At 45.1% G+C, this 24,426-nt stretch carries 19 protein-coding genes; 12 read left to right on the top strand and 7 right to left on the bottom strand.

The window, feature by feature from the left end; all coding sequences use genetic code 11:
• Positions 1-255: 255 nt before the first annotated feature.
• On the bottom strand, positions 256-909 hold the full coding sequence (folE, locus tag D8S93_RS21920; protein ID WP_006741127.1) for a GTP cyclohydrolase I FolE: 654 nt from the start codon (positions 907-909) through the stop codon (positions 256-258).
• A 287-nt stretch (positions 910-1,196) separates the two neighbouring features.
• Here folE and moeA point away from each other — a divergent pair, with 287 nt between their 5' ends.
• The 7 genes from moeA to D8S93_RS21955 all read left to right on the top strand — a co-directional run bounded on the left by moeA (position 1,197) and on the right by D8S93_RS21955 (position 9,577).
• Complete coding sequence (gene moeA / locus D8S93_RS21925) at positions 1,197-2,432, top strand: molybdopterin molybdotransferase MoeA (RefSeq protein WP_006741128.1); 1,236 nt, start codon at positions 1,197-1,199, stop codon at positions 2,430-2,432.
• 9 nt (positions 2,433-2,441) lie between these two features.
• Positions 2,442-3,191, top strand: coding sequence for a molybdopterin-synthase adenylyltransferase MoeB (gene moeB / locus D8S93_RS21930; RefSeq protein ID WP_226420464.1), 750 nt, complete (start codon positions 2,442-2,444; stop codon positions 3,189-3,191).
• Between the two features lie 185 nt (positions 3,192-3,376).
• On the top strand, positions 3,377-5,488 hold the full coding sequence (locus D8S93_RS21935; RefSeq protein WP_006741130.1) for an LruC domain-containing protein: 2,112 nt from the start codon (positions 3,377-3,379) through the stop codon (positions 5,486-5,488).
• 10 nt (positions 5,489-5,498) lie between these two features.
• A complete protein-coding gene (locus tag D8S93_RS21940) occupies positions 5,499-5,957 on the top strand; it encodes a hypothetical protein (RefSeq protein ID WP_152815543.1) in 459 nt (152 codons plus the stop codon).
• A gap of 140 nt (positions 5,958-6,097) precedes the next feature.
• Entirely contained in the window at positions 6,098-6,394 is a 297-nt protein-coding gene (locus tag D8S93_RS21945) for a hypothetical protein (protein ID WP_005396101.1), read from the top strand.
• A 39-nt stretch (positions 6,395-6,433) separates the two neighbouring features.
• Positions 6,434-7,264 carry a sulfurtransferase gene (locus D8S93_RS21950; RefSeq protein WP_053807906.1) on the top strand — a complete coding sequence of 277 codons (831 nt, stop codon included), beginning with the start codon at positions 6,434-6,436 and terminating at the stop codon, positions 7,262-7,264.
• A 21-nt stretch (positions 7,265-7,285) separates the two neighbouring features.
• Positions 7,286-9,577 (top strand): EAL domain-containing protein, encoded by a 2,292-nt coding sequence (locus D8S93_RS21955; protein WP_046875898.1) that lies wholly within the window; start codon positions 7,286-7,288, stop codon positions 9,575-9,577.
• 25 nt (positions 9,578-9,602) lie between these two features.
• On the opposite strand, the gene D8S93_RS21960 is transcribed toward D8S93_RS21955, so the two are convergent.
• Both D8S93_RS21960 and D8S93_RS21965 read right to left on the bottom strand, forming a co-directional pair.
• Complete coding sequence (locus tag D8S93_RS21960; RefSeq protein ID WP_152815546.1) at positions 9,603-10,895, bottom strand: glycoside hydrolase family 18 protein; 1,293 nt, start codon at positions 10,893-10,895, stop codon at positions 9,603-9,605.
• 131 nt (positions 10,896-11,026) lie between these two features.
• The gene (locus D8S93_RS21965) at positions 11,027-12,028 is read right to left on the bottom strand and encodes a sugar-binding transcriptional regulator (RefSeq protein ID WP_005396112.1); all 1,002 of its coding nucleotides are present in this window, start codon (positions 12,026-12,028) and stop codon (positions 11,027-11,029) included.
• Between the two features lie 466 nt (positions 12,029-12,494).
• Between D8S93_RS21965 and tal the strand changes: the two genes are divergently transcribed.
• Both tal and tkt read left to right on the top strand, forming a co-directional pair.
• Positions 12,495-13,445 carry a transaldolase gene (tal, locus tag D8S93_RS21980; RefSeq protein ID WP_005396118.1) on the top strand — a complete coding sequence of 317 codons (951 nt, stop codon included), beginning with the start codon at positions 12,495-12,497 and terminating at the stop codon, positions 13,443-13,445.
• A 123-nt stretch (positions 13,446-13,568) separates the two neighbouring features.
• Positions 13,569-15,560 carry a transketolase gene (gene tkt, locus D8S93_RS21985; RefSeq protein ID WP_145472775.1) on the top strand — a complete coding sequence of 664 codons (1,992 nt, stop codon included), beginning with the start codon at positions 13,569-13,571 and terminating at the stop codon, positions 15,558-15,560.
• Positions 15,561-15,701: 141 nt separating this feature from the next.
• Here tkt and D8S93_RS21990 read toward each other — a convergent pair whose 3' ends face one another.
• The 3 genes from D8S93_RS21990 to aroG all read right to left on the bottom strand — a co-directional run bounded on the left by D8S93_RS21990 (position 15,702) and on the right by aroG (position 19,842).
• A complete protein-coding gene (locus D8S93_RS21990) occupies positions 15,702-17,264 on the bottom strand; it encodes a methyl-accepting chemotaxis protein (RefSeq protein ID WP_048624841.1) in 1,563 nt (520 codons plus the stop codon).
• Between the two features lie 211 nt (positions 17,265-17,475).
• A complete protein-coding gene (locus tag D8S93_RS21995; RefSeq protein ID WP_193621661.1) occupies positions 17,476-18,648 on the bottom strand; it encodes an MFS transporter in 1,173 nt (390 codons plus the stop codon).
• A gap of 141 nt (positions 18,649-18,789) precedes the next feature.
• The gene (gene aroG, locus D8S93_RS22000) at positions 18,790-19,842 is read right to left on the bottom strand and encodes a 3-deoxy-7-phosphoheptulonate synthase AroG (RefSeq protein WP_005396134.1); all 1,053 of its coding nucleotides are present in this window, start codon (positions 19,840-19,842) and stop codon (positions 18,790-18,792) included.
• A gap of 461 nt (positions 19,843-20,303) precedes the next feature.
• On the opposite strand from aroG, the gene D8S93_RS22010 reads away from it, so the two are divergent.
• Positions 20,304-21,296: an OmpA family protein gene (locus tag D8S93_RS22010; RefSeq protein ID WP_005396135.1), complete on the top strand. Its 993-nt coding sequence runs from the start codon at positions 20,304-20,306 to the stop codon at positions 21,294-21,296.
• Positions 21,297-21,383: 87 nt separating this feature from the next.
• Here D8S93_RS22010 and D8S93_RS22015 read toward each other — a convergent pair whose 3' ends face one another.
• Positions 21,384-21,986 carry a beta-phosphoglucomutase family hydrolase gene (locus tag D8S93_RS22015; RefSeq protein WP_031780520.1) on the bottom strand — a complete coding sequence of 201 codons (603 nt, stop codon included), beginning with the start codon at positions 21,984-21,986 and terminating at the stop codon, positions 21,384-21,386.
• Positions 21,987-22,062: 76 nt separating this feature from the next.
• On the opposite strand from D8S93_RS22015, the gene arfB reads away from it, so the two are divergent.
• Positions 22,063-22,476, top strand: a complete 414-nt coding sequence (arfB, locus tag D8S93_RS22020; protein WP_152815552.1) for an alternative ribosome rescue aminoacyl-tRNA hydrolase ArfB — start codon at positions 22,063-22,065, stop codon at positions 22,474-22,476.
• Positions 22,477-22,578: 102 nt separating this feature from the next.
• Positions 22,579-24,348 carry a methyl-accepting chemotaxis protein gene (locus D8S93_RS22025; RefSeq protein ID WP_152815555.1) on the top strand — a complete coding sequence of 590 codons (1,770 nt, stop codon included), beginning with the start codon at positions 22,579-22,581 and terminating at the stop codon, positions 24,346-24,348.
• Positions 24,349-24,426 lie beyond the last annotated feature (78 nt).

Genomic DNA, 24,426 nt, shown 5'->3' on the forward strand with positions numbered 1-24,426 from the left:
TCTTTCTATTATTAGAAAAAAGAAAGACAACTGACCGAGATCAGCTGAACTTAGAGAAATATCTCTTTTTAAAACAAACGATTACAAGTTGTAGTCGTTCATTGGGCGCATATATTAAGAGCAACGAATGTGACTGTCAATACACAATTGCATAATTACTATTTATTGCGACTCACTTGACTATGATTTGGATATAAAAGATATAAAAAAGGATGGCAACTCGCCATCCTCTCTCAATTTTATTTGTCGATTTGATTAACGCAGGCCATGCAGAAATTCAGCACGGGTCGCTGGGTTGCTCTTAAAAATACCACCTAACGCTGTAGTCGTGGTTTCACTGGTGGCATCCATCACACCGCGTGATTTCACACAGTAATGCGTCGCGTCGATAGTCACCGCTACATCGTCAGACTCAAGCAATGTTTGCAAAGCAACAAGGATTTGCTGGGTCATACGCTCTTGAACTTGAGGGCGTTGCGCAAAGAAACGAACAATACGGTTGATCTTAGACAGGCCAATGATCTTACCGCGAGGAATATAAGCAACAGCGGCTTTTCCGTCGATTGTCACAAGATGGTGTTCGCACGTACTGGTCACAGTAATGTCTTTCACGCGAACCATTTCGCTCACGTTCATCTTGTTTTCGATAACGGTGATCTTGGGGAAGTTGGAGTAATCCAAACCAGAGAAAATCTCGTCCACGTACATTTTTGCAATGCGGTGTGGCGTTTCCTCTAAGCTATCATCCGTAAGGTCGAGCTGAAGCAGACCAAGAATCTCACGCATGTGGTATTCAATCTTTTCCTTCTTCTCTTCACGGCTAACGGCATTAGGGCGCATTGGTGTTTCTAACCCGCGTTGCTCTAGCGCTTCTTTCACTAACTTTGCTGACTCGCTAAGACCTGACATTCCACTTCCTCTTTTGTAACTACCACTCTCGGTGTGAAATACAATTGCCGTGTTTTCATCCCGTAGCGTTAAAGTCGCTCAGTCCGATGTTTATAACGCCAAGGCACATAACAAGAATACACTGAGCTATTTTCTCATGCTCCGTAGGAACTTTACCCCTTTCGGATGGGTGACAAGGATACTCGGATTTTTGAATAATTACACCCATATTTTATAGGTGGACATTCTTACTCGGTCCCCTTTTATGGTAGAGTTGCCACAAAACAAAAGAACATAGGATTATCTCAATGGGCTGCTGCGATGCACCTGGCTTGATGCCAATTGAAGAAGCGATGGATAAGATGCTATCGCGAATCAAACCTATCCAAACGACACTTTCTCTTCCCCTTGCTGATGCTCTGGGTTTTGTGCTGGCTGAAGACATTTTATCGCCAATTCACGTGCCCCCTTTCGACAATTCAGCAATGGACGGTTATGCCATTCGTATTCAAGACCTAGAAGTGTCTACAGTGTTGCCTCTGGCAGGTAAATCCTTCGCAGGTCAGCCTTTTGAGGGTGAATGGCCGGCAGGCACTTGTGTTCGAATCATGACTGGCGCGAAAATTCCGGAAGGCTGTGATGCCGTTATAATGCAAGAAAATACGGAAGTGACCGACGCTGGTATTCAGTTCAACCAAACGGATGTGAAGCCACAAAATAACATCCGCCCTACGGGTGACGACATCAAGCAAGGCGATATCGTATTGGCAAAAGGCGCGCGCCTGACACCACGCGATATTCCAATGATTGCCTCTCTTGGTGTCAGCCATGTCACCGTCGTGCGTAAGCCAAAGGTGGCATTTTTCTCCACAGGTGATGAACTTAAACCATTGGGTGAGCCACTCAAGGCGGGTCAAATCTACGACAGTAATCGTTACGGTATTAAGCCGCTAATCGAAAACTTTGGCTGTGAAGCGATTGATCTTGGCATTATCCCTGACTGCCCAGAAACACTAAAAGCAACATTCGAAAAAGCACAAACTCTCGCGGATGTAGTTGTAACGTCTGGCGGCGTCAGCGTTGGTGAAGCAGATTACACCAAAGACATTCTTGAAGAACTTGGCGAAATCGGTTTCTGGAAACTGGCAATCAAGCCGGGTAAACCTTTCGCATTTGGCAAGTTAAGTACTGCTTGGTTCTGTGGGCTACCAGGTAACCCTGTATCTGCGGTGCTAACAATGTACGTACTTGTTCAACCAATGTTGGCTAAATTGGCAGGCCACACTGAATGGAAAGCACCTGAGTCTATCCCTGCGACGACTAAAACCGCATTTAAGAAAGCGCCGGGACGTACAGACTACCAACGCGGTATCTATACTCTAGAAAACGGTAAATTTGTCGTTGAAACCACTGGCAATCAAAGTTCAGGAGCCTTCCGCTCAATGAGTTTGGCAAACTGCTTTGTTGTGTTGGAACGTGAGCGTGGCCGTGTGGAAGTTGGCGAAACAGTTCAAATCCAACTGTTTAACTCAACGTTATACTAGGAACGTACCGTGGATATTCTTTCCGATCAGGAGATGCTGCGCTATAACCGCCAGATCATTCTTCGTCAGTTCGATTTCGAAGGGCAAGAAGCGCTCAAACAAAGCTCGGTGCTTATTTTGGGTGCTGGCGGTTTGGGTTGCGCTTCTAGCCAATACCTTGCCACGGCTGGTGTTGGCAATATTACGTTTATCGATGACGATATTGTTGAACTCTCCAATTTACAACGCCAAGTATTGCACCACGACGCCGATATTGGCCGTAAAAAGGTTGACTCCGCGGCGGATGCGTTGCGGGAACTTAATCCTCACATAAAGATAAACACCGTTGCTAAACGCCTTGACGACATTCAGCTTCAGGCTTTGATTGAACAACACACTGTGGTGGTCGATGCTTCAGATAACGTCGACACTCGCAATCAACTCAACCGACTCTGCTTTGCAACAAAAACACCGCTTATTTCTGGTGCAGCCATTCGTATGGAAGGCCAAGTGAGTGTGTTTACGTACGACGACCCAACTCAACCGTGCTATCAGTGTTTGAGCGCGCTATTCGGCAGCAGTGCATTAAGTTGCGTTGAAGCTGGCGTCATGGCGCCTGTTGTGGGTATTGTTGGCGCTGTACAAGCGATGGAAACCATCAAGGTGATTGCAAATTACGGCCAACCCAAAAAAGGGAAGATCCTCATTCTCGATGCGTTTAGCATGTCCTGGCGGGAAATGAATTTGATGAAAATGCCGACCTGCCCTGTTTGTGGCTAAGTAACGCTGTCAGCTTATCAATGGAGATTCTCAAAAAGCTCAACGTAACGTTGAGCTTTTTCTTATTCTGAGATTCATATTTCGAACCAAATAACTTACCGACATAAAATTCATTATAAACAGTAATTTAAAAACTGGCACATTCCTTTCATTGCATATCATACAAACCAATGAGAGGGCGAATCATGAAAAGGACATCACTATTACTTGGATCTCTGTTCGCAAGCGCATACGTAAGCGCAGCGCCATTCGACACTTGTCCGAGCAAAGCATATTTATTCCAATCGACCCCAGTGCAAGTTTACGGCGTTAATCTGGTTACCGGATCAACCAAGTTACTGACCGACGATGTGGGCTTAGCATCTGGTATTAACGGCGTCGGTTTCAACTTCACTGATCGATACATCTATGGTTACGATACAACCAACTTGAAAATCGTACGTTTAGGCCAGGACTTTCAAGCAGAAACTCTCAACGTACAAGGGCTTCCTAGCCATACGTTTTTTGTCGGTGACGTGTACAACCACGTATACTACTTGTATCGCAAAGGTAAAGGGCTGTTTTCCATTGATCTGTCGCCGTTAGATACGGACCCAAATGCTACCTTAACCCTGAATAAAATCACATCAAATGCAAGTGTGAGTTTAACCGATTTTGCGTTCCACCCTGGCGACGGTGCGCTCTATGGTATCGATAATGGGTCTGGCGTATTGTATAAATTCGATACAAAAACAGGCCAAGCAACCGCGATCGGCAATACAGGGGAAACGGGTACCTTTGGTGCAGGCTACTTTGATGTAAACGGAAACTACTACGTATCGCGTAACCAGGACGGCAAAATTTATCGCGTCGACTTATCAGAAAATAATGCCGCCAATATCGCTGCGGGCATTGTTCCTGCTGTAGAGTTTGTGTCTAACGGTCCAAGTTCCAGCCAAAATGACGGTGCCCGATGCGCGAACGCTCCTGTTATTGACGAAGACGAGCCAATTGACTTTGGTGACGCACCTGACACTTACGCTACCTTGCTCTCTTCTAACGGACCACGCCACGCTGTTGATGGTGTAACTTGGCTTGGCACAATTGCGCCAGATGGTGATGCCGATGGACAAGTGGCTCCGTCTGGAGATAACAAAGTTGGTACAGCAGATGAAGATGGCGTCGGCTTTGTTGCCGCACTCGACCCAGGGTTAAGTTCACTAGTGAGCGTAACTGCATCAACATCCGGCTACTTGTCAGCTTGGTTTGACTGGAACCGAGATGGTGACTTTGCTGACGAAGGTGAGCAAGTATTCACCGATGAGTTACTCTCTGCAGGCAGCAATACGCTTCCATTTGTCGTCTCTGAACTGGCAACCGCAGGTCCTAGCTGGAGCCGATTCCGCTTTAGCCAACAAACTGGTCTGAACTTTGATGGCGGATCAACATCAGGTGAAGTAGAAGATTACCCAATCACAATCACTGAAAACGGCGTATCCGTACAGCACTTCCCAAGTGCCGATTCCTACGCAACGGTCGCGTATGAAGACAACTGGCCTTACACCGCTGACTACGACATGAATGACGTAGTCATTAAGTTCCGTATGACTGAAACACGTATGGACGGCACGGTGGAAAATATCCAAATTAGCGGAGATCTGGCCGCCTATGGGGCTGGCTATAAAAATGGCTTTGCTATTCGTCTACCTGGCGTTTCGAAAGCGAGCATTGAAAACGGCTTAACAAAGCTAACGTTTAATGGCAAAGAACAACCGACCAACGGTCTAGAAGCGATATCAGAAGAAGCCATCTTCATTATCAGTGACGACCTCAGTCAGTATGCGCAAAGTCAATGTGCGTATTTTCGAACCCAAACGGGTTGCAATGATAACGTCGCGTTGTCTTTCACACTGACCATCTACTTTAAGGAAGGAGCCGACCGCTCAGCGCTACAGGCCATGCCTTATGACCCATTTATCTTTGCCACACCCAATACATATCACGGCGATGGCATCACCTTTCAACCAGGTAGAAAATGGGAAGTACATTTGCCAGACCAAGCACCAACTGAGCAGTTTGATGACGCAAACCTATATGGCGTGGGCGTAGACGCAAGTGACCCGGCTCGAGGCGTGTACTTCAAAACAGCGAACAATCTCCCTTGGGCATTGCTTATCGTCGAAGAGTGGAATTGGCCGCTAGAGAAAGTTGACTTAGTTGACGCTTACCCAGAGTTTGCCACCTACGCCGAGTCTGGTGGGCGAGAAGGAGCAAACTGGCATACCCAACCTAAAGCAAACAAACGTTACATTCCATAGGAGAAACATCATGAAAAACTTAATCACAATCATCATGGGATTAGCGTTAACAGCCTGCGGCGGCGGTGGCGGCGGTGGCGGTGGAGACAAAAGCAACGATAGCGCTACTCCACCTCCAGCTCAAACTATCGTTATTGTTGAAGAGCCAAGCATGCAAAACTTAGACGTACCAGATGGGTTCGATTATGACCCAAGGTTAGAAAGCTCACTTGCGGTAGATATTAGTGGTTACTCTTTACAGCGCGCACATCTGAGCATTTATAAGGAGTACCGTGAAGATGCGTCTGGAACCTACCAAGCAAAATATTCGAGCAATGTTGCTTCTGCTGCGCTGACGAGTGGGAAAGCTACCTTAGACTTCTCCACCTCGGACAGCCAAGATAACCTGTTAGTCGAAATTTGGTTCTACGATGGCTCAGAACCTCTGCAAAAAGTCGTCTCAACCGGAAATACGACATGGCGCATGTAAGATGCTCTATTGGTGAGCATTGATACTCGGGACTGGCGCAAGCCACAGGTTTTAAGACAAAATCGCATCGTTCTTTGAACATGCGATTTTTTTGTTGTAAAACAAAATGATTACTTGAAACAATAGCAATGGAGCGCAAATTGGATAATCCCAAAACCTATATGTTGGTCTTCAGCGGTTTCATTGCCCTACTTGTGCTCTTGTTGCTCATTAAGCAGACGGATGAAAACACGGTTTCAGCCACCGTCATTAGCAATACTTTAACTCAGTCCCTTGATGGTCAACGTCGGTACCTCACTATCAATTCACCTGAGATAGAGCAACAACGAGTGACGGTTCCAGTGTCCGCATCTTGTCCAGTGGGCTCTATTGCGTTGTTCCACCAAGCATCCCGCTCAAGTTTTGACTCATCCCTTTCATTCATTCGCTGTGAGTAAAAATACTGTGCGGACTTCCCAAATCAGAAGGATTTAACCATGCAAGCATTGATCGATGCCAAAGAACTTCATGCTTTATTAGACCAACCAAATGTAAAACTTCTAGACGCGAGTATTCGTTTTCAAATTCCTTCCGAAGGGAAAAAGATCACCAATAAGTGGATTCCAGGCTCATTGCGTTTCGACTACGACAATGACTTTTGTCTCCCAGATACCAATCTCCCTCATATGATGCCAACAGAAGAAGGATTTAATCACAGCGCTCAGAAACTTGGCCTGAACAACGAAGACCTTATTGTTGTTTATGACAACTCCGGAACACTCGCCTCTCCGCGCGCATGGTGGATGTTTAAGGCAATGGGGCACAATAATGTCAAAGTGCTTAATGGTGGCCTCCCGGCTTGGATTGAGGCTGGACTGCCTGTCACGGATGTCTTGTCAGAAGCTAAGCAGCTTGGAAACTTTACCGGGAAATTAAATAAACATGCTTTTTTGGACGCAAATGCAATATTAGAGTACTCAAACAATTGTAGTGCAAACATTGTTGACGCTCGCTCACGTGCACGTTTTTTAGGCGAGGTACCAGAGCCAAGAGAAGGACTGCGTTCTGGTCATATTCCTAATTCTGTTTGCCTCCCTTTCCAAACATTATTGAGTAATGGCTTTATAAAGGCAGACTCGGAATTGAAACAAGCATTTAGTGCACTAACGTTATATAATGATAAATCAATCATTTTCAGTTGTGGCTCAGGTGTAACGGCCTGTATTTTGCTGCTAGCAGCATACCAGTTAGGTTGGCGTGATTTATCGGTCTATGACGGGTCATGGACAGAATGGGGCGCAGACCACTCATTACCCATTACTCGCTAATCTAGGAGCTATCGAAGCGGCATGGTCAGGTTAAAGAAGAACATTTGGACACTATACATGGCGCTACTTACGATAAGCGCCGTGCTGTTCGTGTTGTTTGGCCGCTACCATTATGAGTCAACCCTGAATAAGTACAAAGATAAGCAGCTCCTACAATTGGAGCTGTTTGCCTCTTCTGTCGAATCACTTCTGAAAGGACAAGAATCGTTACTTGAAGTCATTGGTCATCAGTTGGTCGAGAGAAATGACTTTACTCGTACAGCAGCAGTTCAAACTCGCCCGATGCTGGACAAACTACTCAGTATCCATCCGGCGATTATTGGGTTCGGCCTAACTAACCCCGATGGAGACTACATCGCCGTAAGCTCCAATTTGATCTTGGCAAAGCTGCATAATCTAAAACAAGATCCACTGACTCGTGATACCTTTTTGGCAGCGCTCAACTCCGACCGAATGATTATAGGTCGAACGTATTTTATGCCAGCTCAAGATTCACTTGTGATTCCGATCCGAAAAGCAATTCCAAATAAAGATGGTGTTGTACAAGCAGTGATGACGGCTGGCTTTAATATGAATTCATCTTCGGTTTTTCGTAACGACATTCATGCTAATGAGCACAATCGGGTCACATTGATCCGCAGTGATGGCTACCTTACTTTTAGCTCGTCAGAAGATACAACCCTAGAAGATTACCTAAAACCTGCCAATGATTTAGATATAAAAGCCGTTATGGCTCAAATCACAAAAGATTCAGGCTGGGATATGGCGCAACTAAAAGAGCTCACACGAGCGCTAAATATTGTTGTCGACAATTCTCGCCTGAGTGAGTTAATCACATTGAGATACCTTCCTGATTATCATCTTTGGGCCTCTTCCTCGACAGATTTGAATTTTATTAAGCGCGGATTTTACGAACAGTTTGCACTGTACTCGATTGTTTTTCTTATCGTCCAAGGTGCTTTTTACGCTTTATTCCGCTCTATTGCGAACAATGAACATAAAACAAAACTGCGTTTGCTCTATCAAGCGAACCACGATCATCTCACTGGATTACCAAACCGAGAGTACCTACGCGCAAACATTCGACACTGGCTTTCTGGGAAAGGGAACCCTTTTTCTTTGATGTTCATCGATATTGATAATTTCAAATCAGTCAACGACACACATGGTCATGACTTTGGCGACGAAGTTCTAAAACAAATATCTATCCGCTTAAACACCTTTGTTAACGATGGCCGATTAATCATCCGTGAAGCCAGTGACGAGTTTATTTTTCTAACGAATCGAATTGATGAAGTAAGCGTTAAAAGACTAGCGAGCGACTTAATAAAGGCGCTATCAGAACCCTACGAAGTCAATGACAGTCAGTTCCTGCTCAGTTGCAGTATTGGTATTGCCTGCTATCCACACCATGGTGAAACATTAGATGAACTGCTCCTGTCAGCCGATATTGCGATGTATCAAGCGAAAAAACAACGCAACGTATACAGCCTGTTCAATCAGCAGATGCAAGCTACACATCTGCGTAAAATGAAAATTGAGCAACGCCTGAGGCTCGCGATAGATAAGCAAGCGCTTCATATGGTTTATCAACCTCAGTTAAACCTAGAAGGCGATATTTATGGTGTCGAAGCGCTTATTCGTTGGAGTGATGATGAGCTCGGCTTAGTCCCACCAAGTGAATTTATTCCCGTCGCAGAAAGCACTGGGTTGATGGTTCGTATTGGTGAACAAATCATTGAAAATAGCCTGACAGATATGGCTAAACTGACTGGTAATATTGATACATCTATCCAGATGTCTATTAACATCTCGGTCAAACAGTTTGTTCACGCCAAATTCATTACTAATCTTATGAATGCTATTGAGAAACGCGGCATCGAATGTTCAAAGATTACCCTAGAGATCACCGAAAACCTGTTTATTGAAGATCTTGAAAAGTTCGCACCAATTTGCGAGCGCTTGCATGCTCTTGGCTTTAAAATCTCGCTCGATGATTTCGGGACTGGTTACTCTTCATTAAGCATGTTGCGTACGCTACCTATTGATGAGGTGAAGATTGACAAGAGCTTTGTCGATCACATTGAGCATGACAAAAAAGCACTGAATATGGTTAAGAATATCATTTCTATCGGCAAAAACTTTGAAATGAAAGTACTGGCTGAAGGAGTAGAAACGCTGCAACAACTAAATGAGTTAAAAGCTTGCGGTTGTGATTTGATTCAGGGCTACTTCTACTCTAAACCTTTATCGCTTGAAGACCTGATCGCTTTTACGAAGCAGAACCAAAGCAAAGAAACCGTAGTTGAATAATTACGATCGCTTTGCTTAGAAGGTTTTATTTATTCATTTCTTGGTACATCACCTCCACCAACTCGCCTTTCGGGTCGCCTGATAATTCCCAGGTAAAAATGCCACCTAAGTTCGCCTGTTTAGCCCAATTTGCTTTGGCTTTGATCGAGCGTTGATCTTCGTAAGAGATAAAGACTTTCTTTACAGGATTCCACAAGTAAGGCGCTTGAGATTGCTCATCATACTTGTACTCGTAGCCCTGCTCCGCTCCATAGTTCTTCACCAAATCCCAAAACATGAAATAGCCGTTCTCACCCGTACCAAACTGCGCTCCTTGCTCGGATACAAGATCTTGCGTTGGTAAGCCACCCGAGAAGTCTTTGGTGCCTTGCCAGCCACGTCCGTAAAACGCAGCGCCAATCACCAGTTTCTCACTTGGAATACCGAGCTCGATCATCTGGTTGATGAACACGTCTGCGCCCATGCCCCACCAGCTTCGCTCAGTCGCATGCAAGTTGGTAGTATGCCCGGTTTGCTGCCCCCAACCACCAAGGAAGTCATACGTCATCGCAAACATGTTAGTTAGGTACGGCTCCGCGGCTTTCCAATCGATACCTGCCGCTTTTGGACCAACGCCTACCGCCGTAGAAAGCTCGTATTCACGCTTGGTTTGATTTGTGAGTTCATCTAACTCTGCACGCATGGTTTTCACCAAGTAGGTAAACGCCTCACGCTCAGACGCTTTTTGTTCATCAGAAAGCTTGGTATCTGGGTTCCAAGGCGACGTTGTTAAACCGCCACCGCCTGGGTATTCCCAATCTAGATCAATGCCATCAAAGAAATCATATTGAGCAATCAACTCAACGGCACTTTTTGAGAATTGATTCATCGCTTGTTTGTTTTTCGCCATAGCATGGAACGGTTCGGACATTGTCCAACCACCAAAAGAAGGAAGAATTTTGAGATCAGGATGTTGTTTCTTCATTTCGGCAAGTTGAGCGAAGTGACCTTTGTATGGCACGTTAACTGAGACAGCGCCAAAGTTCTTTTCCAGTGCCGCTTCGGTATCGACAATGATCGCCGTATAGGGATCTTTTCCTTCGCATTGTTTAGCTACTAGGTTTTGCACCGTTTCAGAAGCACCGGTATGAGGACCGCACATACTGAGAAACGCGTAAATCACATGTGTCAGTTTATCGGCGGGAATATCTTTCACCGTGTATGGGTTTTCTGCGTTCGCGTACTGCCAATCCGCAAAGTAACCCGCTACGACTTTTTGCTCGGCGTGCGCCGCACCAGTCAGCCCCATAATCAGTGCAGCAAGAAGTGTCTTGTTCATTGTGTTCTCCAGAGTAGATGTACAAATTTAAAGCTACTCCTAGAGAATATTTTTAACTTGAAAACGAAATCAGGCTGCGAGTCATTTATAACTCCTCGCAGCCTGATTACATAAATTGCATATTATTTGTGCTAACTCTCAGATGCCGCGTTGCCGTGCATTTGCTCATCTAAGTTGAGCACCGTTAATGCGTTGCTGACGCTCGTGGCGATCACGTCTATCGCTCCGGTTCTTAATGCTCCAAGTAAGGCGAGCGGCTTGCTGTTCTCCGCTGCAATCGCGATGACTTCCGATATTGGGCGAAACTCTTCAATACCAAGGCCAATCACTCGGTCACTCATTACGGTGTTGGCAACATTACCGTGAATGTCAAAGAAATCATAACCTGCAAAGTCCCCGACCACGCCTTGTTGAAGCCTCGATTGAACGACCTCATCTGGCGTAAACCAGCCTAAGTCCACCATGTAACTGTTTTCGCTCATGTCACCAATACCGACCAAAGCGACATCGGCTTTACGTGCCAAATCGAGCGTTTGTTTCACGGTTGCATTTTGCATGAAAGCCAACTTCTGTTCTCTGTTCTCTGCATAAGCCGGCGCATAGAGAGTTTCGGACGTTCCACCGTACTTTTTCGCTAACTGACGACAAATGTGGTCGGCGTTATACATACCACCACGTGGGTGAATACCGCCGATACCACATACAAATTTACAGTCACGCGGCGTAATAACACCAATATGGTGAGCGACGGACGACACGTTGCGCCCTTGTCCGACCGTCACCACCATGCCGTTTTTAAGCGTGCTGGTGAGATAATTGGACACCAATCCCGACACCTGTAGTCGCTGTGCCTCTTCATTTGGCTGATCAAGAGCAACAAGCGCGCGCTTAACGCCGAATCGCTCGATCAAACGTTGTTCAATCTTGGCGCTAAACACCGGGTGGTATTTAACGGTGATTTCAACGATGCCTTCATCACGCGCCTGCTTGAGCATTCGCCCGACCTTTGCGCGTGATATGGCAAATTTTCTCGATATCTCTTCCTGAGTCGCACCGTCTTGATAATACGCGACGGAAATCTCTGTCAACAAATCCGTGTTTTCAATGGAAATATCTTGATTAGAACTGCTCATGGTTTCTCTCGCCCTTTAAGAGGATCGATATTGTATGCAATAAGTGAGCATATGCTCATTGACTTAGCATATGTTCTTTATCAATTTAAACGCTACATTTGCTCATCGCAATAACATTTTCTCACTACAATTTTTTACCCTAGCGTACAACGCTCAAGCTTTGAACAATAAGGGCAAACGTTTATTTGGGTTAACCACTAAACACACAGTAAAAAAACGTTGATGAAGTTCACTATAAGTCGATTTCAGCGATTGACTTTCAGCATAGATAGGATAAATATGGACACATCATTTACTCAGCTATCGATCAAATGTTCATTGCATTTGTTCGGTAACGAAATTTTCCGTAGTTGGCTGAGCAGATGTCTCATTAAATGCGATGAGACGATTAGCTAACTCGCTTGCAAATGCACAAGCTGTGATAACAAAAATCACGCTTAAGCCCATTTAAATAGGATGATCGATTATGAGCAACAAGTTAGAGCAACTTCGTAAACTAACGACTGTAGTAGCAGACACTGGCGAAATTGATGCAATCAAAAAGTATCAACCAGAAGACGCAACAACTAACCCTTCTCTTATCCTGAAAGCCGCTCAAATCGCAGAGTACGCACCTCTAATCGATGCTTCAATCGAATATGCTAAAGCACAGAGCAACGACAAAGCTCAACAAGTTCAAGACACTTGTGACATGCTTGCAGTAAACATCGGTAAAGAAATCCTAAAAACTATTCCAGGTCGTATCTCTACAGAAGTTGACGCGCGCCTATCTTACGATATGGAAGGCAGCGTAGCGAAAGCACGTCAACTAGTAAAAATGTACAACGATGCAGGCATCACTAACGACCGCATCCTTATCAAACTAGCGTCTACTTGGGAAGGTATCCGCGCAGCAGAAATCCTAGAGAAAGAAGGCATCAACTGTAACCTAACGCTTCTATTCTCATTCGCTCAAGCGCGTGCTTGTGCAGAAGCTGGCGTATTCCTAATCTCTCCATTCGTTGGCCGTATTATGGACTGGTACAAAGCGAAAGAAGGCCGTGACTTCGAAGCTTCAGAAGATCCAGGCGTACTATCTGTAACTAAGATCTACAACTACTACAAAGAGTACGGCTACAAAACTGTCGTAATGGGCGCAAGCTTCCGTAACATCGGTGAGATCCTAGAACTGGCTGGCTGTGACCGTCTAACTATCGCTCCTGCTCTACTTGCTGAGCTAGAAGCGGCAGAAGGTGAAGTGGTTGAGAAGCTAGTTGATTCTAAAGGCGCAGCTGAGCGTCCTGCACCAATGACTCATTCTGAGTTCCTATGGGAACACAACCAAGACCCAATGGCGGTTGAGAAACTGGCTGAAGGCATCCGCAACTTCGCCGTTGACCAAGGTAAACTAGAAGCGATGATCGAAGCTAAGCTTTAATTGCTTACCAAAAGCGAGTAGCCCGTCTACTCGCTTTTACCATCAGCGCTTATTCAAGATTTTCTATTTGAACTTGTTTCGACGAGTTCCCTCTATTTAAACCCTTATCGAGAAGTAATCACTATGGATCGTAAATATCTAGCAAATGCAATCCGTGCGCTAAGCATGGATGGTGTTCAACAAGCTAACTCTGGTCACCCAGGTGCACCTATGGGCATGGCTGATATCGCTGAAGTTCTTTGGCGTTCTCACCTAAACCACAACCCATCAAACCCTGAGTGGGCAGATCGCGACCGTTTCGTACTGTCTAACGGCCACGGCTCAATGCTAATTTACTCTCTACTGCACTTGAGCGGTTACGAGCTATCTATCGATGATCTGAAAAACTTCCGTCAGCTTCACTCTAAGACTCCTGGTCACCCAGAGTACGGCTACGCGCCTGGTATCGAGACAACAACGGGTCCTCTAGGTCAAGGCATCACTAACGCGGTTGGTATGGCTCTAGCTGAGAAAGCGCTAGCAGCACAGTTCAACAAAGAAGGCCACGACATCGTTGACCACTTCACTTACGTGTTCATGGGCGACGGCTGTCTGATGGAAGGCATCTCGCACGAGGCATGTTCTCTAGCTGGTACACTAGGTCTAGGCAAACTGATCGCATTCTGGGATGACAACGGCATCTCAATCGATGGTCACGTTGAAGGTTGGTTCTCTGACGACACGCCTAAGCGTTTTGAAGCTTACGGCTGGCACGTAATCCCAGCAGTAGACGGTCACGACTCTGAAGCGATCAACGCAGCAATCGAAGCGGCGAAAGCGGATCCACGTCCTACACTTATCTGTACTAAGACAATCATCGGTTTTGGTTCACCAAACAAATCTGGTTCACACGATTGTCACGGTGCGCCACTAGGTGCAGAAGAAATCGCAGCAACACGCAAAGAACTAGGTTGGGAGCACGGTCCTTTTGAAATTCCGCAAGAAGTCTACGCAGAATGGTCAGCGAAAGAAACAGGCGCAGCTAAGGAAGCAGCGTGGAACGAGAAATTTGCAGCTTATGAAGCAGCGTACCCTGAGCTGGCAGCTGAATTTAAACGCCGCGTAAACGGTGAACTTCCTGCACAGTGGGAAGAGAAAGCAAGCCAAATCATTGCCGATCTTCAAGCAAACCCAGCAAACATTGCGTCACGTAAAGCATCTCAAAACGCTCTAGAGGCATTTGGTGCTCTACTACCTGAGTTCATGGGCGGCTCTGCTGACCTAGCGCCGTCTAACCTAACCATGTGGTCTGGTTCTAAGTCTCTAGAAGCAAGTGACTTCTCTGGTAACTACATCCACTACGGTGTACGTGAATTCGGTATGACGGCGATCATGAACGGTATTGCGCTACACGGTGGTTTCGTTCCTTACGGCGCGACATTCCTAATGTTCATGGAATATGCTCGTAACGCAATGCGTATGGCGGCTCTGATGAAGATTCAGAACATCCAAGTGTACACGCACGATTCTATCGGTCTTGGCGAAGATGGCCCAACTCACCAACCGGTTGAGCAAATGGCATCGCTACGTCTAACGCCAAACATGAGCACATGGCGTCCATGTGACCAAGTTGAATCAGCAGTGGCTTGGAAACTAGCGATTGAACGTAAAGATGCACCAACTGCGCTTATCTTCTCTCGTCAGAACCTAGCGCAACAAGAGCGTGATGCGGAGCAATTAGCAAACATCGCGAAAGGTGGTTACATCCTGAAAGATTGCGAAGGCAAGCCAGAGCTAATCCTTATCGCAACAGGTTCTGAAGTTGAACTAGCAGTAGAAGCAGCAGCACAGCTAACTGCTGAAGGTAAGAAAGTACGCGTTGTTTCAATGCCATCAACAGATGCATTTGACAAGCAAGACGCCGCTTACCGTGAAGCCGTTCTACCATCAGACGTAACAGCTCGTATCGCTATCGAAGCAGGTATTGCTGACTTCTGGTACAAGTACGTAGGCTTCGACGGTCGCATCATCGGTATGACTTCATTCGGTGAATCTGCACCTGCTGGTGAACTGTTTAAAATGTTCGGTTTCACTACTGAAAACGTAGTAAATACAGCAAAAGAACTACTAGCGTAATTGCAGTAAAAAGATAATCAGTTTTCTCTATTGCGAATGTGAAAACTGAAAAGCCCCGCCAGCAATGGCGGGGCTTTCTTTTATCTGGCTCCTATTTGTGTAAACACAGCCAGAAAGTGAACACAACGACTTTCGTTACGGCTATTTGTCTTCAAAGCGAAGCGCGAGCTGATAGAAATCTTGTACTTGCTCTTTCAACTGACGGCTGTTTTGCTCTACGGAGTGAGTTGCTGCCAAGTTTTGCTCTGCCGTAGAAGCAATAGAGTGAATATGCTGATTTACATCGCTGGATAGCTTCAGCTGGTTATTCGCCGCTTCCGCCACATCGACCATCAACCCACTCATGCTTTGCATCATCTGTTCAACCTCAGACAAACGAAGCGCGCTTTGCTCTGCAACCTGAGAACATGTATCCGTTTGCTCTTTGTTTGCCAGAATGTCTTTTTGCCAACTTTGTATCGTCGCCAACATAGCAGAGATAGACGCTTGGATTTGTTCAGTTGCATTGGATGTGCGACCAGAGAGCGCGCGCACCTCATCGGCAACAACAGCAAAACCACGACCTTGCTCACCCGCCCTCGCCGCTTCAATTGCCGCGTTAAGTGCCAGTAAATTGGTTTGTTCTGCGATCCCACCAATCTCTTCCATCAAATGATTCACTTTCTGCGCCTGATCACTCAGTTGATACGTCGTTTCCGTCGCTTTTTCTGCTTGAAGGCTCAACTGCGTTAGATTGGTGTGCGTTTGATCGATGGTTTCCTTCGCCATCAAGCATGACTTCAATGTGTCATCAATTAGCATATGGGCATCATTGGTGCTAGAAGAGACTGAATTCGCCGAAGACTCCACCTCTTGAGTCGCATCACGTACGCGATGAATATCGGTGTTTTGCTGATTTAATGCAGCCGAAACTTCTGCTGTGGTTTGGCTCAACTCTTCAGCACAATGCTGCAACGGCAGTGCGGAGTCTGTCATTCTTCCCAACACGGTTCGAATTCTTGCGGACAGCATTTTGATATGGAAATCAGCAATCGAAAACGCCGTGTTGCCGGAATAGATCAAGCGACTCACGCTGTCGTATTGCTTTTGTAACTTTTTCAGTTGTTGAGGCGTATCAATTAATTCTTGGCGGAATAACAACGCTAGAACACTCGCAGGTAGTGCACTTGCAAGCCAAGCCAATGGACCTTCAATAGACAATGCATATGCGGCAGCAGGTGCGGTCAATGCGCCAAGTAGAATCGCATAGCGAATGGTTTCATTGAGTTTCAACGACCAAGTACGACCTGATTTCTCGGCGGCGCGCATACTCTTGTAGGCTTTCGTGGCTATATCAACCCACTCTCGCTTTGGCTTCACGCGCACAGATTGATAACCAACAACGTGGTTATTTTCATAAATAGGGGTGACATAGGCATCAACCCAATAGTAACCGCCCGACTTAGTGGCATTCTTAACCATACCGCGCCAGGCTTTGCCTTGCTTAAGACGTGCCCACATATCGCCGAAAGCGGCTTTAGGCATGTCATTGTGGCGAACGATATTGTGGTTCTGACCGACGAGTTCTTCGTGAGTGTACTCAGCAACACGGCAAAAGGCTTCGTTACAATACGTAATAACACCTTGTAGGTTCGTTGTTGAGACGAGTTCCTCAGACTCCCTCACGAGAGTTTCTTGAGCTTTATGAGAAATATTGGCTGACATAGACGAAACTTCTGTAGTTTTTATTGATTTTCGGCAAGATATATACAGGATTTTTATTTTTATTACAAAAAGTTAGATAAAAAGTCTTATCAAATCGACATTTTTAGTGTGGGAATTCACATTATCAATAAAAATATAAAGAAGAAGTTGTGGAGTTGAGCTAATAAACAAAACCCGACACGTTATGCCGGGCCATGTATAGAAGATCTAATCAAGCAGTTTGGGATTCCGTTTCTTTGTTCGTTTTCAAAGCAAACATCACGATGACGAGTAGCACAAAAGGAAGAACGTACAAATTAAGGTTTTGCCAACCTACGGTGGATTCAAGCCAGCCAGATAGTAATGCAGTGATAGTGACACAACTGAACACGAAGAATTCATTAAATGCTTGAGCCTTGCTCCTGTTTTTCGCTTCATAGCTTTGACTAAATAACCCAGTTGCCGCGATAAACATAAAGTTCCAACCAACGCCTAACAGAACTAAAGCAAGACTAAAGTGCCAAATGGACACTCCATGTATGTTAATTCCGATGCAAGCAACAAATAGAAATCCACCAGCTAAAATCATATTCTTCGCGCCAAACCGCTCTATCAACCGTCCCGTGACAAACGCCGGTGCAAACATGCCCAGCACATGCCATTCGATCACTCCTGCCGCTTTGTCAAAATCAAAGCCACAACCAATCATCGCCAGAGGCGTTGCTGTCATTAAAATGTTCATTACCGCATACGCAACCATTGCGGCGATAACCGCTAGCATGAAATTAGGTCGACGGATAATATGCCCCACTTTATCCGCTTTAGTATGTAGAACTTGCGTGTGTGCTGGTGGAAAACGAATCGTTTGCAGCACGATCAACGCAGTTATATAAAGTCCAATAAGCACGGCAAAAGCACTAATGTACAAACCATCATCTGACCATTGCTGTGAATACACCGCCAAATTAGGGCCAAGTATCGCCGCTAGTACCCCTCCCGCCATAGATATCGAAATCGCCCTGTGTCTTGCCGACTCTTCACACACTTCAATAGCAGCAAATCTGTATAGCGTTCCGAAGCCAATACCAACACCGAGCAAAAAGGTAGAAACACAGAACAGATAGAAGTTCTGTTGACTTAACGCATACGTCGCTAAGCTGGCACCCAAAATGCCAATAACATTACCGAGACTAAACCCAAGGCGACGTCCCAACTTGCCCATAATTAGTGACGCAGGGATCGTCGCAGCCATCAGTCCTAAAAATTGCAGCGCAACGGGCAACGTAATAAAACTTGATGACGGCGCAAGTGTTTTGCCAATAAGGGCAATAACAGATATGAGTAAAATATTCCCTGTCATTAATAGGGCTTGGCAAAGGGATAATAGCCATACATTACGATTCAATTCCAAATTCCTTTTGGTTACAGCGCATACAGATAACATATAGGAAAGCAGAAACAATAGAAAGAGATGCGAGTAATTCTCAATAAAAAAGAGCCAGAAGCACAATGCCTCTGGCTCTTTAAAAAGTTCTTTCTGTTGAGCTTATTTGTTACGGCGCGCTTTTACTGCATCTGAAAGCTGACGAAGTACGGTTTCCGTATCTTCCCAACCGATACATGCATCGGTAATCGACTGACCATAAGTGGCCGCTTTACCATCCACTAAGTCTTGGCGACCTTCAACTAAATGAGACTCAATCATCACACCAAAAATTGCTTCTTCGCCACCAGCTATTTGCTCTGATACGTCATCAGACACCAACATTTGACGTTTAAACTGCTTCGAGCTGTTAGCGTGGCTAAAATCAATCATCACTTTTTTCGGTAGCCCTGCACCATCTAACTCATCTTTAATTTGAGCAACATGCGCTGCACTGTAGTTTGGCTCTTTACCACCACGGAGAATGATATGGCAATCAGGATTGCCAGCGGTTTCTACGATCGCAGAATGTCCGTATTTTGTTACTGATAAGAAGTGGTGAGAAGCACTTGCAGAACGAATCGCATCGCTCGCGATCTTAATGTTCCCGTCTGTACCATTTTTAAACCCAACAGGACAAGAAAGACCAGAAGCAAGCTCACGGTGAACCTGAGATTCTGTCGTACGAGCACCGATAGCACCCCAACTGATCAGATCCGCCACGTACTGAGGCGTAATCATATCTAGGAACTCACTCGCGGTTGGCAAGCCCATATCGGTAAGATCAAGAAGAAGCTTACGTCCAATACGCAGACCATCATTCAGCTTGTAGGTATCATTCAGGTAAGGGTCGTTGATCAGACCTTTCCATCCTACCGTTGTACGCGGTTTCTCAAAATAAACTCGCATCACAACTTCTAGTTGTTCACCAAGTTCATCACGTAATACTTTTAGCTTTTTACCATATTCAACCGCAGCAGCAGGATCGTGAATGGAACACGGGCCAACAATTACAAGTAATCGGTCATCTTTTCCTTCAAGAATATTGTGAATGGCATTACGGCAATCAAAAGTGGTCGAAGAAGCGGTTTCAGTCGCTGGGAACTTCTCTAATACTGCTACAGGTGGCAATAACTCTTTTACTCTATTTATTCTTACATCATCAGTTTGAAACATTACTTCTACTTCCTGGTTTTTATTTCCGACCCAATTTTTTGCCAACTGAACTCATTGCAACATTGTTCACAAAGCGAGCAGCATCAAGGGCTCTGGTCATTTTCTGTCTAGCGTTTAAGTAACTTATCGGCTTAGGCGTAGACTTGCAATCAGTTTTTGCAAATAAATGCAAATAAAAATCACCTGTTAACTACCGCGCACAATGTAAAATAAACTTTACGAAAAAAAGTTCAAAATAATCATCAATTTTCTTATGACCCCAAAAATCTTTACTACAATGTAAGAAATATCAGAAGTTTGTGAGGTGTTATTGGTTAGTAAATGTTGATCAAGTTCAAAGATATTGTTGCTTGATATGAAATGATTAGAATATTAAACTAATTTCTTATAAACGCTGGTTTTTTCTAATTTTTTGATAAAACGAAGTAGAAGTTAATATGCAATCAATACAAGGAAACATTATGAACAAAGTAGCAATTGCAGTAGCAGCAGTGGTAGCTGGTAGTAGCGCGCTTTTAAACTCTGCTCAAGCTGAAATGTATATCGGGGGCAAAGTAGGCATGACTACACTTGACGATGCTTGCTATCTAAATAGCCCTTGTGATGATGAAGCTTTTGGTGCTGGACTACATATCGGTTATGACTTCACCGATATCATCGGGCTAGAGTATGGTGTCGACTTCTTAGGCGATTACAAAGCTAACTTTAAGTCAGGGGCTAATACAGTTAATACGATCGACGGCAATTTAACGGCTTTAACTCTCGCACCTAAATTCAACTGGCACTTAAACGAATCTTGGAACTTATTCGCTAAGATCGGTGGTGCTTACATGATGTCTGATGACGAAAAAGATTTCGTTCCAACTGGCTCGCTAGGTGCTGAATACACTATCGACAGAAACTGGAGCGTACGCGCAGAATATCAACGCTATCAAGACCTGTCTGATGACGTATGGGACGACATGGACGCTAACTTCTTCGGTATCGGCTTTAACTACAAATTTGCGGCTGCGCCAGTGGTTGCGGCAGTTGTAACAGAAGAAGTGGTTGAGCCAGATCCAGAACCAGTGATGATGAGCAAAGTGCACAAAGAAGAGTACGGTACAGGTACGTTTGAATTCGACAGTGCTAAGCTAACAGACTCTGTTTCGGAGCGTCTAGACAACTTCGTATCATTCTTGAACGAATACCCTCAAGCTCAAGTAGAGATCACTGGCTACACGGATAGCTCTGGTCCTGCGACTTACAACCAAAAACTGTCTGAGCGTCGTGCTCAATCTGTTGCGGATTACCTAACTGCTGCAGGCATTGACTCAGATCGTTTAACTGTGAAAGGCATGGGTGAAGAAAACCCAGTTGCTGACAACAGCACTCGTGAAGGTCGTGAGAAAAACCGTCGCGTAGAGGTTGTGGTTCCTTCGTTTGAATACCAAGAGCTAGTTCAACCTGAATAAACATTTATGATACTTTATCTATGATGTTGTAAAAGTTAATGGGGTGCGTTTGCACCCCATTTTGATCTCGCTTTATCGCTCTTTTTACTATGGTTTTGGAAAAAAGATTAACTCGTTATCTTGCACCATAACGCAATCCATACCCGCTGCATGCGCCGCTCGTTTACCTAGCTCGGTATCCTCGAATACAAGACATTGTGACGCTTCCAACCCAAGATGCTCGGCCGCCACCAAAAAGGTATCCGGAAAAGGCTTATGGTTCTCTACATCACTTGCTGTTACCACAACATCCAACTTGTCCAATAAACCGGAGTGGCTCAACAAGCGCATGGCACTTTCTCGTTGACTGCCAGTTCCGACCGCTATTTTCTTGTGGCCTAAATATTCTTCTAACACGATATTAGTGCACGGAATAACGTCCCCGTGCAGCTCCATAGCAGCGAACGTTTCCATTTTAAATGTAGCGACGGTTTTAGGATCTAATGAAAGCTCATGCACACGGTTTAGCTCCTCAACAATTTTAAAGCTCGGCATGCCCCCTAAACTGTGAAACCACTCCTGACAAAACGGAAAATCAAAGCGATCTGCGGTTGCTTGCCAAGCAGCCAAATGGGCTGGCATGGTATCTATTAAAGTACCATCCATATCAAATATGAATCCCTCATAGGGCCTAAAATCAATCGTGCTCATGTCTTTTCTTCTATTTGTACATCTGTGATGTTAATTTATCAGCTCTTTCAATCGTCCTTACCGGCATTTACTTATCATGCTCAAAATTTCGAACTCCGTCACAATTCAAGAGTGGGAAATTCAATTATCCCCAATTAGAGCTCAAGGAAATGGTGGCCAGAACGTTAACAAGGTAGCGTCCGCTATACATTTACGCTTTGATATCCGACATTCCAGCTTACCTGACTTCTACAAAGAACGATTACTTGCTCTTTCTGACAGTCGTATAACTAAAGATGGCGTGATCATCATCAAAGCGCAACAATTTCGCACGCAAGAACAAAATAAGGAAGACGCCCTGAATCGGCTTCAAGCTTTAATTAAAGCTGCCACCTTACAGGAGAAGAAGCGTATTAAAACGAAACCAACCCGCGCTTCTCAACGCCGAAGACTTGATACCAAGAACAAGCATGGAGCGAAAAAGCAGCAACGTAAGAAAGTGCTGTATTAATGCATGTCGTTTTCTCGACATGTTAGTTGAACAACGTTTGCTAGCCCTTGGGGAAATCTCATTGGATTTCTCTTTTTAGTTACTTATTCAGGAAACAACAATATGACTATTAGGCAAAAACTCTACTTCCTCGGAGTTATCGCCATTTTAGGCATCGTGGCCCTTTTGGGTACGTCATCCCATTTCGCCAATAAGAGCAATGAACTTAACCACGCCATCAAACTCGTTGGCGATCTAGAAATACGTTTACTCAACTTACGCAGAAACGAGAAAGATTTCTTACTGCGTAGTAATGACAAATACCTAAACAAATTTGATGCGAATGTTGATAAGTTTCTAAATACAGAAAAAGAGCTTGCGAGCATACTCACGAGCAATGAATTACCTTCCAGTCAACGATTCAAGCAAGACCTCCTTGCATACCAAAAGGGCTTCCAGAATCTGGTCAGTGCTTACCAACGCTACGGACTTGATGCAAAGAGTGGCCTTCTTGCTGCTTACGAGCAAGCACTGTTAGAAGCCAAGCAACGCTCCGACCACCAGCAATTGCTGGCGTTGGTTCGTTTTGACTCTGCGGTCAAATCAGGTCAATTCAATAGTGATTTGCTTGTTGGGCTATATGCTCCGGAGCTCATCAAAACAGGTAAGCTAGTAGCGGCACAAAAACAAGTTGTAGGGGTCGCTTACGACCAAGGCTTACTTGGTGAAACTCGCGCATTATCTCATGACGTAGAAGAGCAATTTGAAACCTTTTCGACAGCCCTTAGCTCTGCTGCTGCACAGCGTGATGAACAAATGTCGACCATCAAGCAAGTCATTACTGCTCTGATCTTAGGTGTTATTTTCGCATTGATTTGGCAGATCTCTCGCTCAATCAATACACGAGTAAACAGCTTGCTTGGCACCATTCGAAGCATTAGCGAAACAAACAACATGGGACTGCGCTCTGACTTGAAAGGCAAAGATGAGCTATTTGATATCAGCCACCACCTCAATGATCTGTTGGATAAGCTTGAGCAGTTAATTAGTGGCACCCAAGAAAAATCGGCGCAGTTAACGGCCAGTACCGATAATATGCATCGTGAGCTAGAAGGGGTTATGGAGCAGTTCCATACTCAAACGGACCACACTGCATCGATGGCTACTGCGGTTCAGCAAATGGTGACAACGATAGGCGAAATATCGGAAAGCACGTCGGTTGCGGTAGAGGGTGTACATCAAGCCGCGAATAATGCCGAACAAGGCCGAAGTGTTGTTGAAACCACTGTAACCAACATTGGTCAATTAACCAGTATTTTATCGAACAGTCAGCAGTCGATTGGCTCGTTGAACCAACATGTAGATAAAATTGGTGGTGCGGTGAACATCATCCAAGAAATTGCGGAACAAACTAACTTACTGGCTCTCAATGCAGCAATTGAAGCCGCGCGAGCGGGCGAACAAGGTCGTGGCTTCGCCGTTGTTGCCGATGAAGTACGTGCCCTAGCTAGCCGAACTCATCAATCTACCGAGGAAATCACGCGAGTTGTTGTTGATATTCAAGCTCAAATGTCGACGGTCGTGGCGGATATTGATCAATGTAACGATCAAGGACAACAAACGCTTAATGCCTCTGAAAAACTGGATTCTAGCCTGCAGCAGATCATCACTGACATGCATGCAATTCAAGGCAATTCGGAGCGCATTGCTTCTGCGATTGAAGAGCAAGGTATCGTGATGAACCAAGTTAGTGGCTCAATCACCGAGCTTAACGCGATATCTGAAAACAACATGCAATCCGCTCAGGAATGCTTGCACGAAGTGAACTCTGTTTCTGCTCAAGCTCATGATATGGACGAAGCCGTTGCACAATTTAAAACCACGCTAAAATAACATTCCCTACAAATAAAAAGCCCGAGGCAATCATTGCTTCGGGCTTTTTTTCGACTTTAACTTCGTGCTCTACTGTGC

Source organism: Vibrio sp. VGrn 2 (assembly GCF_009361695.1).
Taxonomy (GTDB): domain Bacteria; phylum Pseudomonadota; class Gammaproteobacteria; order Enterobacterales; family Vibrionaceae; genus Vibrio; species Vibrio diabolicus.